This window comes from Streptomyces angustmyceticus (assembly GCF_040701845.1).
Taxonomy (GTDB): Bacteria; Actinomycetota; Actinomycetes; order Streptomycetales; family Streptomycetaceae; genus Streptomyces; species Streptomyces angustmyceticus_A.
The window spans coordinates 299,035-314,575 of sequence record NZ_JBFBHQ010000004.1; the positions used below are offsets into that span (position 1 = coordinate 299,035).

Here is a 15,541-nt window from a genome sequence, read left to right on the forward strand (position 1 = left end):
GCCGGCCCCGGCCTGCAGGGGGAGCGGGCGGCCATGGTCGTGCCATGGCCGCCCGGTGGGTCAGGCGCCCGGCGGAACCCGCGAGGGGCGGCCGGAGCCGCGGGTGAACTGGTAGCCGGCGATACCGGCCAGGGCCGCGAGCAGTCCGCCCGCCGCGGTCCAGAGCCAGCGGTCGGACCACCCGCCGGAGGACCAGCCGCCGTCCGGCGCGATCAGGTCCGCCGGCTTCCCGGGGGCGGCGCTCGCCTCGTCCTCGGGCGCGGTGCTCTCCTCGTCCTGGGGCGCGGCGGTGGAGACGCCGGGCACCAGCGGGGCGCCGAGGGTGCCGTCCACGGCGCGCGCGCCGCCCATGTCGGCGACGGTGGCGCCGACCTCGGCGTGCACCGGCAGACCGAGGTCGTCCTTGGGCAGGTCGGCGACCGTCAGGCGGACGTAGTAGCCGCCCGGCAGCGGATCGTTCGCCCAGGGTTCCGCCCAGGCGCGGACCGTGCGCAGCGTGCAGGACAGCTCGACGGATCCCGCGTCCGGTGCCGCCGTCCGCGTCCGGGCGCCGTACTGGCAGGCCTGACGGCGGCGCAGCCCGTCGTAGACGTCGAGCTGCCAGGTGGCCGCGCCGTGCCGGGCGCTCCGCGGCAGTTTCACCTCGGCCTTGACGGTGGCCCGCTGGCCCGCGTCGACGGGCAGCACCCAGTAGAGGTAGTCGCCGGTGGACGCGTCGGCCGTGGCCCGCTGATCCGGCTTGATGACGGTCGCCGTACGGAAGGAGGTGCCGGCCTCGGTCGGGGCGGCCGCCGCGCCGTCCGAGCCGGTGCTCGGGCTCGCGGACGGGCTCTCGGCGAGGGCCGTCCCCGCCGTGCCGAAGAGGGCGGCGCCCGCCAGCACGGCCGTCGTCACGATTCGTAGGGTGCGCATCAGTTGGTCCTCCAGACGGTCACGCGCCAACGGGAGATCCAGCCCCACAGCAGGCCGGTGAGCAGCCCGGTGAGCGCCAGCGCGGCCAGCAGCCACCAGCCGTGTCCCAGGCCGAAGAAGGCCGCGTCGGAGGCGTCGTCGGGCCCGTCCACCACGTCGACGGCCAGCTCGACGGGCAGGCCGGGATCGGTCTTGACCGAGGCGGGCGCCGAGAACGAGTTGCTGACCTGCAGGCAGACGGTCTCCGCCGCGGGTGCGTCGTCGTCCGCGGAATCGGACGGCGCCTTCGGATAGCGCAGCCCGGAGGAGATCACATCGGTCCGGCCGTCACCGGCCTCGGCACCGCGGACGATCTCCCGGCCGTGCTCGGTCGAGGCCCGCAGCAGGACCCCGTAGTCGTTGTTGACGGCGCGGTCGGCGGCGATGCTCACAGAGGCGCGCAGCTCCTGGCCGGGGCGGACGTCCACCCGGTACCAGCGGTGCTCGGCGAACTTCTCGCGGTCGCTGTAGAGACCGGGCTTGAGCTTAGGGGCGTCGGCGCACTGCTGTGTCCCCGCGGTCGCCACCGGAGTGGCCACCGGACGGGCGGCCCGGTCCACCAACTGGTGCACCCGGTCGCGCAGTTCCTTGGTGTGCTGCACCGAGGTGTAGGTGCCGCCGGTGGCCTCCGCGATGCAGCTCAGCTGGTTGCGGGTCTTGGCGTCCGGCAGCAGCCCGAGGGTGTCGACGGTGAGGTGGATGCCCTTGGCGGCGATGTCCCGCGCCACCTGGCAGGGGTCGAGCGGGGCGCAGGTGTCCTCGCCGTCCGTGATGAGGACGATCCTGCGGGACGCGTCACCGCCCTTGAGGTCGTCGGCCGCGCCCAGCAGCGCCGGTCCGATGGGCGTCCAGCCGGTGGGGCTGAGCGTGGCCACCGCGGTCTTCGCCTCGGTCCGGTCCAGCGGCCCGACCGGGTAGAGCTGCCGGGTGTCCTTGCAGCCGACTTTCCGGTCCTCGCCGTGGTAGTTGGCGCCGAGGGTGCGTATGCCGAGCTGGACCTCGTCCGGCACGGCGTCCAGCACCTCGTTGAACGCCTGCTTCGCGGCGGCCATCCGGCTCTGCCCGTCGATGTCGCGCGCCCGCATCGAGCCGCTGACATCGAGCGTCAACTCGACTTTGGGGGAGGACTTCGCGTCCGGTTCACCGGCGCTGGCAGGTGTGGGGGCAAGGGCGACGGTCATCGCGGCCAGCAGGCCGCACACCCCGGCCGCCAGCCGTTTTCTTGTGATCATCGCCGGATCGTATGGAGAAACTCCCCGCAATCCAAAAACGGGCCCCAAGTGGGGTGCGGACAACGGCCGGTGGCGGTCCGCCCGGCCGCGCGGGACGGCGGCCGGGCGCCGTACGGCGCGGGTGCCGGGCGGGGGAAGCGGTCCGCCGCCGCGCTCAGTCCAGCGCGGCCGCCATCCGCCGTACGGCCTCCGTCAGCAGCTCGGGCGAGGTCGCCAGGTTGAGCCGGACGTGACCGGCGCCGCCGGTGCCGAAGCCGGGGCCGGGGCTGAGCGCGACCCTGCCGCGGTCCAGGAAGACCGCGGCGGGATCGTCGCCCAGACCGAGCGGACGGCAGTCGAGCCAGGCGAGGTAGGTACCTTCCGCCGGGTGGTAGCGGACCGCGGGGAGGTGCTCGGCCAGCAGGGAGGCGAGCAGCCGGCGGTTGTCGTCGAGGCCGCCGCGCACCGCGTCGAGCCAGTCGCCGCCGTCGCGCAGGGCGGCGGTGTGGGCGATGATGCCCAGGTGGCTGGGGCCGTGGCTGACCTCTTCCGGCATGCGGGCCAGGTCGTCGGCCGCTGCGGGTCCGGCGAGGGCGAGCGCCGCCTTGAGGCCGGCCAGGTTCCACGCCTTGGACGCCGACATCAGCGACAGACCGCTCTCCGCCCCGGGCACGCTCAGGTAGGGCACGAAGCGGGCGTCGAGGGCCACCACGGGGGCGTGGATCTCGTCGGCGACGACCCGGACGCCGTACCGGTCCGCCAGCGCCGCGACCGCGGCCAGCTCCTCGGCGCCGTGCACGGTGCCGGTGGGGTTGTGCGGGCTGCACAGCAGGTACGCGGCCCGGCCGCCGTCCGCGGCGGCGTGCCGGAACGCCTCCTCCAGCGCGGCGAAGTCGATCCGCAGGTCCGCGCCCAGCGGTGCCTCCACCACCCGCCGGTCCATATGCGTCACGAACTGGTAGAACGGCGGATACACGGGGCAGTTGACGACCACCGGGTCTCCCGGGCCGGTGACCAGCTTGAGCACCTCGACGATGCCCAGCATCACATCGGGCACGATCGCCGTGCGCTCGACGGCGAGCCCGTCCCAGTCCCAGCGCTCCCGCGCGAAGCCGGCCAGCGCACCGGCGTACGCCGTGCCCGCCGGGTAGCCGGTGTCGCCGCGCGCGACCGCGTCCGTGATCGCCGTGACGACGGGTGCGGGCAGCGGCACATCCATCTCCGCGACCCACAGCGGCAGCACGTCGTCCGGGTAGGTGCGCCACTTCATGCTCGTCCGCCGTCGCAGTTCGCCGAGGGAGAGCCGGCGCAGCGGGTTGGTGTCGTCCGGGGTGGCACGCGGCACGGGGTCCATGGAGCCAAAATAGGCACGTTGCCCGGCGAAGGGCAGAGGGCGAGCGGTCGCCGCCCCGACCGGGGAGCGGTCAGCGGGCCGCGAACCGGGCCGGCCGGGCGGCGCACGGGCCCGGCGCCTTGATCCGAACGACACCCCCTAGGTGGCGGTGATCACCAGAGCGGCCTGGTCATCGGGGGTGGACCGGCCGGCGAAGCCGGTCACGGCGGCATGGACGGCCTCGATGAGACCGGCCGCGCCGCCCGCCGCGCCCGGAAGACCGTGGAGGGCGTCGGCCAGACGGTGTTCGTCGAAGAACTCGCCGTCGGCGGAGCGGGCCTCGGTGATGCCGTCGGTGACCAGCACGAGGCTGTCGCCCGGCGCCAGCTCGAGCCGGCACGCGGTGCCGTCGAACTCCGGCCCGACCCCCAGGAGCAGGCCGGACTGGACGAGCTGTTCGACCGTGCCGTCGGTGCGGCGCACGAACGGCGGCACATGGCCGGCCCGGATCAGCTCCAGTGCGAGGTGCGAGCCGGTGTGCCGCAGTGCGCCGTAGACGAGCGAGACGAAGTAGTCCGCGTCGAGCGCGCCGCCGGCCAGGGCGTCGTTGATGGCGATGACCACGTCCGCCGGGTCGTGCAGCAGACGCGCGGCGGCGCGGGCGGTGTGGCGGACCATGCCGGTGATGGTGGCGGCCGGCGCGCCGCGCCCGCACACATCGCCGATCATGAACGCCCAGCGGTCGTCGGGGAGCGGGAAGACGTCGTAGAAGTCGCCGCCGACCTCCAGCCCCTCTCCGGCGGGGTAGTAGGAAGCCGCCAGTTCGGCGCCCGGGATGCGGGGCAGTTCCGGAGGCAGCAGCCCGGCCTGCAGTTCGCGGGCCAGCTGGGCACGGTTGCTGAACTGGTGGGCGTTGTCGGCACTGGAAGCGGCCCGGCGGGCCAGCTCCTCGGCGAGGGCGATGACATGGCCGTCCAGGGGCTGGCCGGTGGCCAGCAGGGTCAGGACGCCGAAGGTGCGGCCGCGGACGCGCAGCGGGACACAGACGTAACCGGTGACGCCGGGCGGCACGGGGCGGCCGCCGGGCGGGACACCGGCCTGGTCCGTCCACGTGGTGCCGGAGGCCAGAACCCGCGCCACGGCCCCGTCGATGCGGTCGCGGAGGGCGGGGGAGGCGAAGAGGTCCTCCTCGGCAGGGGTGGCGGCGGCCATGGCGATCAGCCGGATCCGGCCGTCGTCCTCCCGCGCATGGACGCTGCACAGCGGCGCCAGGGTCGGCACGGCCAGCCGGGCCAGGCACTGCAGGCAGTCGGCGAAGTGCGGCTCGCGGGTGATGGCCGTGCTGGCCTCCAGGACGAAGGCCAGGTCCTCACGGGCCTCCTGCTCCCGTTCCTGCGCCGCGCGCCCCGCCTCCATGGCGTGGTGGCGTTCGATGGCCAGCGCGGCGATCCGGGCGAACGCGGCACTGAGGGCCAGGTCCTTCTCCTCGGGGGCCTTGGGGTTCCGGTGGTACATGGCGAAGGTGCCCAGCAGCCGGTCGTCCGTCCCGATGATCGGGGTGGACCAGCACGCCGCGACCCCGGCCCGCGCCGCGAGCTCCCGATAGCGCTCCCACCGGTGGTCGGTGGCGATATCGGTGACGATCACCGGCACCCGCAGATGCGCGGCCGTGCCGCACGAACCCTCGTCCGCCCCGATGGGTATCCCGTCGATCGCCTCGTTGTAGAAGTCGGGCAGGTCCGGTCCGGTGCCGTGCCGCAGATGCCCGCCGTCGGCGTCGGCCAGCAGCACCGAGACGATCAGCTCCGGCGACAACTCCTCGATGGCGCGGGCCATTCCGGTCAGGATGTCGTCCAGCGGAGCCTCGCGCGCGATCTGCTCCAGCAGGATGCGCTGTTCGGCCGCGAGGAGCTGGGCGTGGTGGTACACGGTGGTCTCCACCGCGATCACGATCACCCCGTCGACCTCGCCCACCCGGTCCCGCCGCGGCTCGTAGGTGAAGTCGAAGAACTCCTCCCGCTCCGTCCCCGGCCCGCCGAGCACCAGCCGCGCGCCGCGGGCGCGGAGGGCGGTGCCGGTGCGGTACACCGCATCGAGCCGGTCGAGGACGCCCTGCGACGCCAGCTCGGGAATGAGCTCGCCGATCGGCGTGCCGGCATCCGTACGGCCGCCGCCGAACACCTCGAAGAACGCCGGATTCGCCGCCTCCAGCAGGTGGGCGGGGCCGCCCAGCGCAACGAAGATCACCGGAGCCTGGTCGAACAGGTCTTCGTACTCCTCGGTCCGCCGGGACGGGGACCGGGGAGAAGTGGTGACCGCGCCGAGGCGATCCGGCTGTAGGGACATGACAGGCCGCCCTCTCTGGCACGCACCGACCGCGTCGCTGTCCACCTCCACTCTGGCACACCGGCCGGAGGATTCCAGGCCGCGGCGGGAGCGGTCACCGAGCGGATCCGCGCGGCGACACGCTGGGCTCCCCGGCTCCTCCTCCGCTGCCGTGCGCCCGGGCCGTGACGGGGCCGTTCGGCGTACGCGCCCCCCTTCCCGGGAACGACCGCACCCGGCATGCCCCATTCCTCCCCTATGGTCCTGATGGCCGGTGCCGCCTCCGCCGACGCCCCGGCCGCCCGGCGGCCCGCCGAGCACGGCACCACCGTCTCCGCGCACGGCCGCACCGGCGCGGGCCGCGACCACCCGAGGAACCCCGTGATCGAACTCGCCCCGGACCAACTCCCGCCGCTCACCGGCTGGTTCACCGCCGGATCCCCCGGAGCGGCCGCGCTGCCCGAACACGTCCGGGTCGTGGGCACCGGCCGCTGGTGGGCCGACCGGGCCGCCGCTCCCCGCGCCCTGGCCGTGTCCTGCGCGGACCATGTCCTGCTCAGCGGCGACCCGGGCGTCCTGGCCCCGGACGCCCTCGCCGCCTTCGGCGGGCACTATGTGCAGGCCCCGGCCCGCTTCCTGCCGGCACTGGGCAGCGCCTTCGACCGGGTCGTGCCCTGGGAGCGGATGCTGCACCTGCACCGGGTGCCCGTCCCGGTGCCGCGCCTCCCGGCCGGGGTGACGGTGCGTCGGCTGGCCCCCGGGGACGCCACGGCGCTGGCCGCCGTCACCCGGGACGCGGCATGGGTGCACGCCAGCTGGGGCGGCCCGGCCGCGCTCGCCGCCGCCGGCCTCGGCTGGGCCGCCGTCCGCAAGGAGGCCGTCCTCGCCGTCGCGTGTACGTACTTCCGCGGCACCCGGTACGAGGACATCGCCTGTTTCACCGCCCCCGCACACCGCCGCCGGCGCCTGGCCCTGGCCTGCGCGACCGCCCTGTGCCGGGACATCGCCGCCCGCGGCCGCACCCCCAGCTGGACCTGCTCCCGCGACCACCGCCCCAGCCGCCTCCTCGCCTGGACCGCGGGCTTCCGCCTGGAGCGGGAGTACGTGCACCACCTCACCGGACAGCCGGTCCGCCGGGACGCCGCGCTCCCGGCCTGAACCGCCCGCCCGCCGCCGTCCCGGGGACACGAACGCGCCGCGGCGCCGAACACCACGGCGACGCGGTCCGCACTCCGTACGCTGACGTGCGTCTCGTCGATGGCCGGACGCATTCGCGGTACGACAGGAGCACACCATGGCCGCCTCCGCCGGTTCTCCTCCCGGGGCCGCAGCCCGGCATCGCCTGCGCGCATGGATGCTGGAGGGCCTGGCCGACATGGCCAAGCACCACCCCGGGCCGCACGCGGGGCCGCAGAGCGCCCACCGCGGACAGCGGTGGTGGCGGGTGATGTGCCTGACCGGAGTCGACTACTTCTCGACCCTCGGCTACCAACCGGGCATCGCGGCCCTCGCCGCGGGCGCGCTGTCGCCGATCGCCACCCTCGTCCTGGTCCTGGTGACACTGGCCGGCGCGCTGCCCGTGTACCGGCGGGTGGCCAGGGAGAGCCCGCACGGCCAGGGCTCCATCGCCATGCTGGAGCGTCTGCTGTCCTTCTGGCAGGGCAAGTTGTTCGTGCTGACGCTGCTGGGGTTCGCCGCCACCGACTTCCTCATCACCATCACCCTGTCGGCGGCCGACGCCGCCACCCACCTGGTGGAGAACCCGCACCTCACCAGCGCCCTCCACCACAGCCAGCTGGTCATCACGCTGATCATGGTCGCGCTGCTGGGCGCGGTGTTCCTCAAGGGCTTCCTGGAAGCGATCGGGGTGGCGATCGTCCTGGTGGGCCTCTACCTGGGGCTCAATGTGGTCGTGGTCGTGGCCGGACTGTGGCACGTGGCCACCGCCGCGCATGTCGTCGCCGACTGGTCCCATGCGCTGACCACCGAGCACGGCAGCGTGCTGGCGATGATCGGCGTGGCCCTCCTGGTCTTCCCGAAGCTGGCGCTGGGCCTGTCCGGATTCGAGACCGGCGTGGCCGTCATGCCCCATATCGAGGGCGAACCCGGCGACACCGAGGAACGCCCCACCGGCCGGATCCGGGGTGCGAAGAAGCTGCTCACCACCGCCGCCGTGATCATGAGCGTGTTCCTCATCATCACCAGCTTCATCACGACCCTGCTCATCCCCGCGGAAGCGTTCCAGCCCGGCGGACCGGCCAACGGGCGTGCCCTGGCCTACCTGGCCCATGTCTATCTGGGCTCCGCCTTCGGCACGGTCTACGACATCTCCACCATCACCATCCTCTGGTTCGCCGGGGCCTCGGCCATGGCCGGCCTGCTGAACCTGATGCCGCAGTACCTGCCGCGCTACGGGATGGCGCCCCACTGGGCGCGGGCGGTCCGCCCGATGGTGCTGGTCTTCACCCTGGTCGCCTTCCTCGTGACCTGGCTCTTCGACGCCGATGTGGACGCCCAGGGCGGCGCCTATGCCACCGGCGTCCTGGTCCTGATCAGCTCCGCCGCGATCGCCGTGACCATCACCGCACGGCGCGCCCGCGAGCACGGCTGGACGATCGGCTTCGCCGTGATCTCCGTGGTGTTCCTCTACACCACCGTGGCGAACGTGGTCGAGCGTCCCGACGGGGTGAAGATCGGTGCCTGCTTCATCGCCGGGATCATCCTGCTGTCGTTCCTCTCCCGCCTCGCCCGTGCCTTCGAGCTGCGGGTGACCAGCGTCGTACTCGACGAGAAGGCCGAGCGGTTCATCCGCGACGCCGCCCATCGCAAGATCCGCTTCATCGCCAACGAGCCCGACCAGCGCGACGTGGCGGAGTACCGCGACAAACTCCAGCAGATCCGGACCGACAACGACCTCCCGGCCGACGACGACCTCATCTTCGTCGAGGTCACCGTCGGCGACCCGTCCGAGTTCGAGAGCGAACTACGCGTGCGCGGCGAGGTCATGCACGGCCGCTTCCGGGTGCTCGCCCTCGAAAGCTCCACCATCTCCAACGCGCTGGCCGCGCTGCTGCTGTACGTACGGGACGCCACCGGCGAGCGGCCGCACATCTACTTCGAGTGGACCGAGGGCAACCCCTTCGCCCAGTTCCTGCGCTTCTTCCTCTTCGGACAGGGTGAAGTCGCCCCCGTCACCCGTGAGGTACTGCGCGAGGCCGAACCCGACCGGGACCGCCGCCCCCGCGTCCACGTCGGCTGAACGAGCCCGGCCGTGGCGTGCGCAGGGGCGGCGGCGTGGTGGGTCAGACCCGGTCGGCGGCGATCAGCAGGTACTGGAAGCTGCCGTTGCGGTAGGCGTTCAGGAACGTCTCCTCGATGCCCGTGACCAGGTGGTCGGCCTGCCGGCGCAGTTCCCAGTACGGCAGCGCGGCCTCCGTCAGGTCCTGGACGTGCACGGGGACGAGCCGGTTGCGGGCCATGGCGCTGAAGTACGCCGAACGGGGGTGGATGTCGCAGATGTAGTGCGCGTTGATCAGGGACACCTCGCGGGAGGCGCGCCCGTAGGCGTCGTTGTAGCAGCCGGTGATCGTGACGTAGCGGCCGCCTCGCCGCAGCAGCCGCGCGTGCTCCGCGAACAGCAGGTCCAGCTCGACGTACATGGTCGACTCGTTGTTCCAGGACGCCGCGTAGGCACCGGAGGTGAACCCCGTGTCGAGCATGTTGCGGTGGTGGTAGCGCACCTTGTCGTCGATGCCGCGCTTGCGGGCCTGTTCGTTGGCGAAGTCGGCCTGCTTGGCGGAGATCGTGGCCCCGTCGGTGTGACAGCCGTGGCGCAGATGCGCGACCACGCTGCCACCGCCGCGCCCGCAGCCGGCGTCGAAGACCCGGTCGGTGGGGGAGAGGTCGCCGAGGTGCGAGGCGAGCAGCTCGGCCTGGGCGTGTTCGAGGCGGTGCAGTTCGCCGGTGACCCGCTCGCGGCGGCGGTCGGCGTCCGGCTCGTCCAGCACCGACCAGTCGGCGTCCCCGAGGCCGTAGTGGTGGTGGTACAGGTCGTCGATCTTACCGAGTTCGAGGTTGACCGGGTTTTCCTCGGCGTTCCAGTAGTCCGCGACGCGGGACTGGTACGTGGACTGGGTCGGCACCGGCGTGCGGGCGGTGTCGGCGTGAGCGATGGTCAACGGTGACTCCTTGCGATGGTGCGGGGATCGGTCTACCAGTAGTCGGGAAGCTGGTAGCGGTCGGTGTTGGTGGCGTGCCACTCGTGGTTGCCGGAGACCCAGTCGGACAGGCCCCGGACGTACTTCTCCAGCAGCGGCGAGAGGGCGGACAGCGGAGCCGACTCCGTCTCGAACGCCTCCATGATCTGGTTGTGGATCTCGACGCTCTTCAGGTAGGCGGCCTTCAGCCCCCGTTTGTCGTGGGCGGCCACCACCTGCGGCAGGTTCAGGTGGGTCGGGTCGCTCGCCAGCTCCTTGGTGAAGGAGTACAGGTCGTTGACGAGGGTCGTGGCGTTGCAGGCCAGAGCCGTGACCCGCTGGACCTCGGGCCGGGCGTAGAGCGCTTCGGGCAGTTCGTAGCCGTCCACGGCGTCGACGATCGACAGACAGGGACGGAAGTTGTTGAACTGCCGCATGACCAGGTACTCCCAGACCTGCGGGACGTGCCGGGTCTCCGCCCAGGAGGCCTCGGCCAGATAGCCGAGGTGCAGCCGGGCGATGTCCTGGACGAACCGGTCCGTCTGACTGGGGGTGGCGAGGGCCGCGTAGTCCTTCAGGGCCCAGTGGTACGAGCGCAGGGGCCCGTCGGCCTGGACGCCCCGGCGCCACTCCTCCTCCAGTCCGGGGGTGCCGTGGAAGGGGTCGAGGGCCGACTGGGCGATGATCAGCCGGCCGCCCAGGCCGCTCCGTGCGGCGCCGCGGCCTTCGTCCTCCTCGCAGTAGCAGCTGTCGACGATGTTCTCGGCCAGCAGCAACTTGCCCGCGACGGTGAGTCGTTCGAGATCGGCGGCACCGGGATGCTGCAGGACGACGGCCCGGCCGACCTGGAACTGTGCGAAGTCCCCGGACCACTGCGCGGGGAAGAGGTCCAGCCCGCGGGCCCAGGCCTCCAGCCTGCGGTCGATCTCCGCGGCCTTCTCCGGGTCGGCGGGGGCGGCGGGCCGGTACCGCAGCCCGGGAACGGCCCCGCCGCGTCGGGCCCGCAGGGAGCGGACGAGGCTGGGCGGGCCGGGCAGCGCATGCCCGGCGTCGGTGTGGGACGGCGTGCTCATGGTGCGTACTCCACCCGGTCAGTCGGCGCTCCGGCCGATCTGGACGTTCTCCAGGACCCCGACGGCGTCGGGCACGAGGATGGCCATCGAGTAGTAGGCGGTGACCAGGTATTTGATGATGGCGGCCGAGTCGATGCCCATGAAGCGGACGTTCAGCCCGGGCTGGAACTCCTCGGGGATGCCGGTCTGGTAGAGGCCGACGACTCCCTGGTCCGCCTCGCCGGTGCGCAGCGCGAGGATGCTGCTGGTGTGCGCGTCGCTGATCGGGATCTTGCCGCACGGAAAGATCGGGACGCCGCGCCAGGCGGGGACCTCGTGCCCGTCGACGTTCGCCGTGCCCGGCACCAGGCCGCGCTTGTTGCACTGCCGGAAGAAGGCGGCGATCGCCTTCGGATGGGCCAGGAACAGCCGCGTCTTGCGGCGCATGGACAACAGCTCGTCCATGTCGTCGGGGGTGGGCGGGCCGGTGTAGGTGCTGATGCGCTGGCCGTAGTCGGCGTTGTGCAGCAGCCCGAACTCGCGGTTGTTGACCAGCTCCCACTCCTGACGCTCGCGGATCTCCTCGACGGTGAGCCGGAGTTGCTGCTGCGTCTGGTCCATGGGCTCGTTGTAGAGATCGGCGACCCGGCTGTGCACCCGGAGCACGGTCTGGGTCAGGGAGAGCTCGTACTCCCGCGGGGCGAGGTCGTAGTCGACGAAGCCGCCGGACAGCGTCGGCTCGCCGACGTGCCCCGCCTGTACCGGGACCTCCGCCTCGCCCTTGCGGTTCATGGGGCGCTGCTGCTGTTCCGCGTACGCCGCGAAGTGTGCGGCCAGGGACGGCACCCGGTCGGTGAACTCCTGGATCACGTCCCAGGGCAGCACCATCAGTACGCCGGCCGTTTCGGCCCGGACCGAGCTCTGCCACAGCGGGTCCGAGCGGCCGACCGCCTCGTCCCCCATCTGGTCGCCGTCCGTGACGACGCCGATGACCTCCTCGTCGCCGTACTTGCCGACCGTGTAGCGGGCGAACCGGCCGTGGACGACGAGGTACGCCTCGGTGGCGGGCTGCCCCGCCTCGAAGAGGACCTGGCCGGCCCGGACCTCCCGGACGCGGAAGCGGCCGGCGAGCTCGTCGAGCACCTCGATGTCGTCGTAACCGCGCAGCACCGGCAGCTCGGTGAGCGTCTGCGGGATCACCCTGATGTCGTCCGCGCCGTTCTGCTCGAACTGGACCCGTCCCCGGCCGACCCGGAGCTGCAGGCGCCTGTTGACCCGGTATGTGCCGCCCTTGACGTCCACCCACGGCAGCATCTTCACCAGCCATCGCGAGGTGATGGCCTGCATCTGGGGCTCGGACTTGGTGGTGGTCGCCAGCTGGCGCGCGGCCCGGGTGCTGAGACTGGTGAGCGCACCGTCTCCGGGTGGTTCGAGAGCGGGCTCTTCGGCAGCGGAACCGGTGACGCTGTCCGGTACGGACACATTCCCTCCCGGGACGTGAACAGAAGTGAGCAAAGCGGCTGGTGGTGAACAAAGTGGCCTGCGGCACCAAGCCAAACAGAACGGAGATCACGTGGGTACAGCGCGAAAGGGGGCGGCCTCGCATTCAGAAGGCACAAACCCCGGACGGAAGCGCACGGAGCGTGATCGTGCAACCGCGCGCCCGCTGGCCGCTGCATGATCCGGGAATATCCGGGTCGGGATCGCCGGCGGCGTCCCCGGGAGAGTGACGGCAGGCGCCGGCTACGGCCGTACCAGGACGCAGTCGCCGCAGGTGGCCCCCGCGGCATCCGGAGCGGCCCGGTAGATCAAGCAACAACTCCGGCGCCGGAAGCGGCCGTTGTACGAGCCCGGGGCGTCGTCCAGGGTGTGGGCGTCCCGGAGCTGCGGGCGGTGCAGGAACAGCAGGGCCGCGGTGCGGGCGGGCCGCGCCAGGGCCGGTGCCGCGGACGCGATGCCGGCGGCCGCGCCGTTCACGGCAGAGGCCACATTGCCCCACAGAATGCGCCGGGACACCGAGAACGCCGCGACGGCGTCGGCCAGTTCACGGACCGGGCCGTTCAGCAGCTCCTCTGCGGCGCGGGCGTCATCGGCTCCGGAGCCGGCACCGTCACCGGCTGCGGCACGGGCGTCGGCGTCGCTCCCGGCTCCGGAGTTCTGACGGGTGCGGCTCGCGGCGTCCCCGGCCACCGTCTCCCGCGGCAGCGACAGGGCGAAGGCGCCGCCGAGGCCGGAGTGCCACCGCAGCTCGTCCAGGGTGGGCGGCTGCGGCGGCAGGCCGTGCAGAGCGGCCAGGCCGAGCATCGGCGAGAGGACCCGCGCCACCAGGCCCAGATGCGCCACCGACGCCGCCACACGCAGTTCGACGGCCTCGGCCGGTCTGCCGCTGCGGGCGGCAAGAGAGGCACGCACCGCGGCGATCCGCTCCCGCAGGACGCCGCTCTCCTCCCGCGCCACCTCGCCCAACGTCCGCCAGGGAGCGGTGAGGTGTGAGGCGCCGGCGTGCGTGTCGAAGGCGAAGAAGGGGCCGAGAGCCGCCACCCGTTCCTGCCGCGCGGCAAGGGGTTCCGTCATGGCCTGCCCGTCCGGTAGAGGTCGGTCAGCAGGGCGACGGCGGCGTGGGTCGCCGGATGCGGGTCGTGGCGCCGCCAGATGAGGTGCACCGCGACGGGCGCGGCGTCGCGCAGCCGCCGGAAGACGATGCCGTCGCGCCGGTACTGGTTGACGGTGCTCTCGGGGGTGATGCCGACGCGGCGGCCGGTCGCGATCAGGGTGAGCCAGTCGTCGATGTCCTGGGTGTGTTCGACGCTCGGACGGGCCGATTCGGGCCAGAGGTCGGCCGTGGTGGTGCCGGTGCGCCGGTCGATGAGGAGGGTGCGTTCGCGGATGTCGGCCAGGGGGATGGCCCGGCGGGTGGCCCAGGGATCGTCGGCCGCCATGGCGCAGTAGCGGCGTTCCCGGCCGACGACGGCGCTGGCGAAGCGCGCGTCGTCGAAGGAGGTGCGGACCACGGCGAGGTCGCACAGGCCCTCCGCCAGGCCGCCGGTCGCGGAGTTGGTGCGGATCAGATGCAGTTCGACGTCGGGGTGCCGGGCGGCCCAACGCCGCTGGTACTCGGCGGTGTGCCGGCCCATGGCCGACCAGGCATGGCCGATCCGCAGCCGGGTGTGACCGGTGGTGGCCTCGCGGACGAGGTTGTCGGCCTCGGCGAGCACCTTCCGGGCGCGCGCCAGCACCTGGACGCCGGCGGTGGTGGGGATGACGCTCCTGCTCGTACGGTGCAACAGCCTTACGCCCAGGGAGTCTTCGAGGGAACCGAGCGTGCGGGACACCGCGGCCTGCGAGATGCCGAGCTCGATGGCGGCGTCGGTGAAGCCCCCGGCGTCGACGATCGCCACCAGGCAGCGCAGATGTCGTAGTTCCATGTCCCGATCCATAACCGCAGCGCATCGACGAGTACGTGCATGCATTTTACGTATGGATGCGCCGGGGCCGATGCTGCGGTGCATGAGACGGAGCAGTCACGGCATGGGATACCCCGCGGCCCCGCGCGGGGGAAGGCCTGCGGGCCCGGGGCGCGCGGCGGGTGTGGCGATGATGTTCGGCAGCGGGCTCTCCAACCAGGTCGGCGCCGCCACCGGAGCACTGGCGTTCCCGGTGATCGGTCCGGCGGGTGTGGTGGCCGTGCGGCAGTGGGTGGCCGGGCTCGTCCTGCTGGCGGTGGGCCGGCCGCGGCTGCGCTCGTTCACCTGGCGGCAGTGGTGGCCGGTGCTGTGCCTGGCGGCGGTGTTCGCCACGATGAACCTGTCCCTCTACACCGCGATCGACCGCATCGGCCTGGGCCTGGCGGTGACCCTGGAGTTCCTCGGGCCGCTCGCCGTGGCCCTGGCGGCCTCCCGCCGCCTGGCGGACCTGCTGTGCGCCCTGGTCGCCGGGGCGGCGGTCCTCCTGCTGACCCGCCCGCAGCCGAGCACCGACTACCCGGGCATCGCGCTGGGCCTGCTCGCCGCCGTGTGCTGGGCGTCCTACATCCTGCTCAACCGCCTCGTCGGCGCCCGCCTGCCGGGTGCCGAAGGCTCGGCCGCGGCGGCCGGGGTCTCCGCCCTGCTGTACGTCCCCGTCGGGCTCACCGTGCTCGCCCACCGGCCGCCGAGCGCGAGCGCCGTGGGGTACGCGGCGGCCGCGGGCATCCTCTCCTCGGCCGTACCCTTCCTGGCCGATCTGCTCGCCCTGCGCCGGGTACCCGCCCGCTTCTTCGGGATCTTCATGAGCGTCAACCCCGTCCTCGCGGCGCTGGTCGGCCTCGTCGTCCTGCACCAGACCCTGCAGGGGATCGACTGGCTGGCCATCACCGTCATCGTGGCGGCCAACACCGTCAGCATCCTGGCCGCCGGTCCGCGTCCTTCGGCCCCGCCCGTCGCCCGCGGGGGCCCGGCGCTTCCGGGTGCGGTCGTCGCCGGCTCCGGGACGGAC

The 15,541-nt window shown here is 72.9% G+C and carries 11 protein-coding genes and 1 pseudogene; 3 read left to right on the forward strand and 9 right to left on the reverse strand.

The genetic code is table 11. From position 1 onward, the window contains the following. Nucleotides 1–60: 60 nt before the first annotated feature. The 4 genes from AB0411_RS12195 to AB0411_RS12210 all read right to left on the reverse strand — a co-directional run bounded on the left by AB0411_RS12195 (nucleotide 61) and on the right by AB0411_RS12210 (nucleotide 5,841). Complete coding sequence (locus AB0411_RS12195) at nucleotides 61–912, reverse strand: hypothetical protein (RefSeq protein WP_366417178.1); 852 nt, start codon at nucleotides 910–912, stop codon at nucleotides 61–63. Next, a complete protein-coding gene (locus tag AB0411_RS12200) occupies nucleotides 912–2,183 on the reverse strand; it encodes a VWA domain-containing protein (protein ID WP_366417179.1) in 1,272 nt (423 codons plus the stop codon). Before AB0411_RS12200 ends, AB0411_RS12195 begins: the two co-directional genes overlap by 1 nt. A gap of 154 nt (nucleotides 2,184–2,337) precedes the next feature. Continuing rightward, a complete protein-coding gene (locus tag AB0411_RS12205; RefSeq protein WP_366417180.1) occupies nucleotides 2,338–3,516 on the reverse strand; it encodes a MalY/PatB family protein in 1,179 nt (392 codons plus the stop codon). Between the two features lie 138 nt (nucleotides 3,517–3,654). Further along, entirely contained in the window at nucleotides 3,655–5,841 is a 2,187-nt protein-coding gene (locus AB0411_RS12210; protein ID WP_366417182.1) for a SpoIIE family protein phosphatase, read from the reverse strand. Nucleotides 5,842–6,087: 246 nt separating this feature from the next. On the opposite strand from AB0411_RS12210, the gene AB0411_RS12215 reads away from it, so the two are divergent. Both AB0411_RS12215 and AB0411_RS12220 read left to right on the forward strand, forming a co-directional pair. Beyond that, nucleotides 6,088–6,978 (forward strand): GNAT family N-acetyltransferase, encoded by an 891-nt coding sequence (locus tag AB0411_RS12215; protein WP_437041783.1) that lies wholly within the window; start codon nucleotides 6,088–6,090, stop codon nucleotides 6,976–6,978. 136 nt (nucleotides 6,979–7,114) lie between these two features. Then, the gene (locus tag AB0411_RS12220; protein WP_366417183.1) at nucleotides 7,115–9,079 is read left to right on the forward strand and encodes an amino acid transporter; all 1,965 of its coding nucleotides are present in this window, start codon (nucleotides 7,115–7,117) and stop codon (nucleotides 9,077–9,079) included. Between the two features lie 43 nt (nucleotides 9,080–9,122). Here the strand turns inward: AB0411_RS12220 and AB0411_RS12225 are convergent, their stop codons facing one another. The 5 genes from AB0411_RS12225 to AB0411_RS12245 all read right to left on the reverse strand — a co-directional run bounded on the left by AB0411_RS12225 (nucleotide 9,123) and on the right by AB0411_RS12245 (nucleotide 14,493). Beyond that, nucleotides 9,123–9,998: a geranyl diphosphate 2-C-methyltransferase gene (locus tag AB0411_RS12225; protein WP_366417184.1), complete on the reverse strand. Its 876-nt coding sequence runs from the start codon at nucleotides 9,996–9,998 to the stop codon at nucleotides 9,123–9,125. 32 nt (nucleotides 9,999–10,030) lie between these two features. Beyond that, nucleotides 10,031–11,089, reverse strand: coding sequence for a family 2 encapsulin nanocompartment cargo protein terpene cyclase (locus AB0411_RS12230; RefSeq protein ID WP_366417185.1), 1,059 nt, complete (start codon nucleotides 11,087–11,089; stop codon nucleotides 10,031–10,033). Nucleotides 11,090–11,107: 18 nt separating this feature from the next. Next, complete coding sequence (locus tag AB0411_RS12235; protein ID WP_366417186.1) at nucleotides 11,108–12,550, reverse strand: family 2B encapsulin nanocompartment shell protein; 1,443 nt, start codon at nucleotides 12,548–12,550, stop codon at nucleotides 11,108–11,110. Nucleotides 12,551–12,811: 261 nt separating this feature from the next. Next, nucleotides 12,812–13,642: a (2Fe-2S)-binding protein gene (locus AB0411_RS12240; RefSeq protein ID WP_366417187.1), complete on the reverse strand. Its 831-nt coding sequence runs from the start codon at nucleotides 13,640–13,642 to the stop codon at nucleotides 12,812–12,814. After that, entirely contained in the window at nucleotides 13,639–14,493 is an 855-nt protein-coding gene (locus tag AB0411_RS12245) for a LysR family transcriptional regulator (protein ID WP_366417188.1), read from the reverse strand. The genes AB0411_RS12240 and AB0411_RS12245 overlap by 4 nt, the downstream gene beginning before the upstream one ends. A 103-nt stretch (nucleotides 14,494–14,596) precedes the next feature. Between AB0411_RS12245 and AB0411_RS12250 the strand changes: the two are divergent. Then, a pseudogene (locus tag AB0411_RS12250) lies at nucleotides 14,597–15,451 on the forward strand (EamA family transporter); the annotation flags it as partial. Between the last annotated feature and the right edge of the window lie 90 nt (nucleotides 15,452–15,541).

Excerpts from the sequence above, each read along its gene's own strand:
- AB0411_RS12210 (WP_366417182.1), bottom strand. The coding sequence starts at position 5,841 with ATGTCCCTACAGCCGGATCGCCTCGGCGCGGTCACCACTTCTCCCCGG.
- AB0411_RS12230 (WP_366417185.1), bottom strand. The coding sequence starts at position 11,089 with ATGAGCACGCCGTCCCACACCGACGCCGGGCATGCGCTGCCCGGCCCG.
- AB0411_RS12200 (WP_366417179.1), bottom strand. The coding sequence starts at position 2,183 with ATGATCACAAGAAAACGGCTGGCGGCCGGGGTGTGCGGCCTGCTGGCC.
- AB0411_RS12245 (WP_366417188.1), bottom strand. The coding sequence starts at position 14,493 with ATGGAACTACGACATCTGCGCTGCCTGGTGGCGATCGTCGACGCCGGG.
- AB0411_RS12220 (WP_366417183.1), top strand. The coding sequence starts at position 7,115 with ATGGCCGCCTCCGCCGGTTCTCCTCCCGGGGCCGCAGCCCGGCATCGC.
- AB0411_RS12240 (WP_366417187.1), bottom strand. The coding sequence starts at position 13,642 with ATGACGGAACCCCTTGCCGCGCGGCAGGAACGGGTGGCGGCTCTCGGC.
- AB0411_RS12215 (WP_437041783.1), top strand. The coding sequence starts at position 6,088 with ATGGCCGGTGCCGCCTCCGCCGACGCCCCGGCCGCCCGGCGGCCCGCC.
- AB0411_RS12195 (WP_366417178.1), bottom strand. The coding sequence starts at position 912 with ATGCGCACCCTACGAATCGTGACGACGGCCGTGCTGGCGGGCGCCGCC.
- AB0411_RS12205 (WP_366417180.1), bottom strand. The coding sequence starts at position 3,516 with ATGGACCCCGTGCCGCGTGCCACCCCGGACGACACCAACCCGCTGCGC.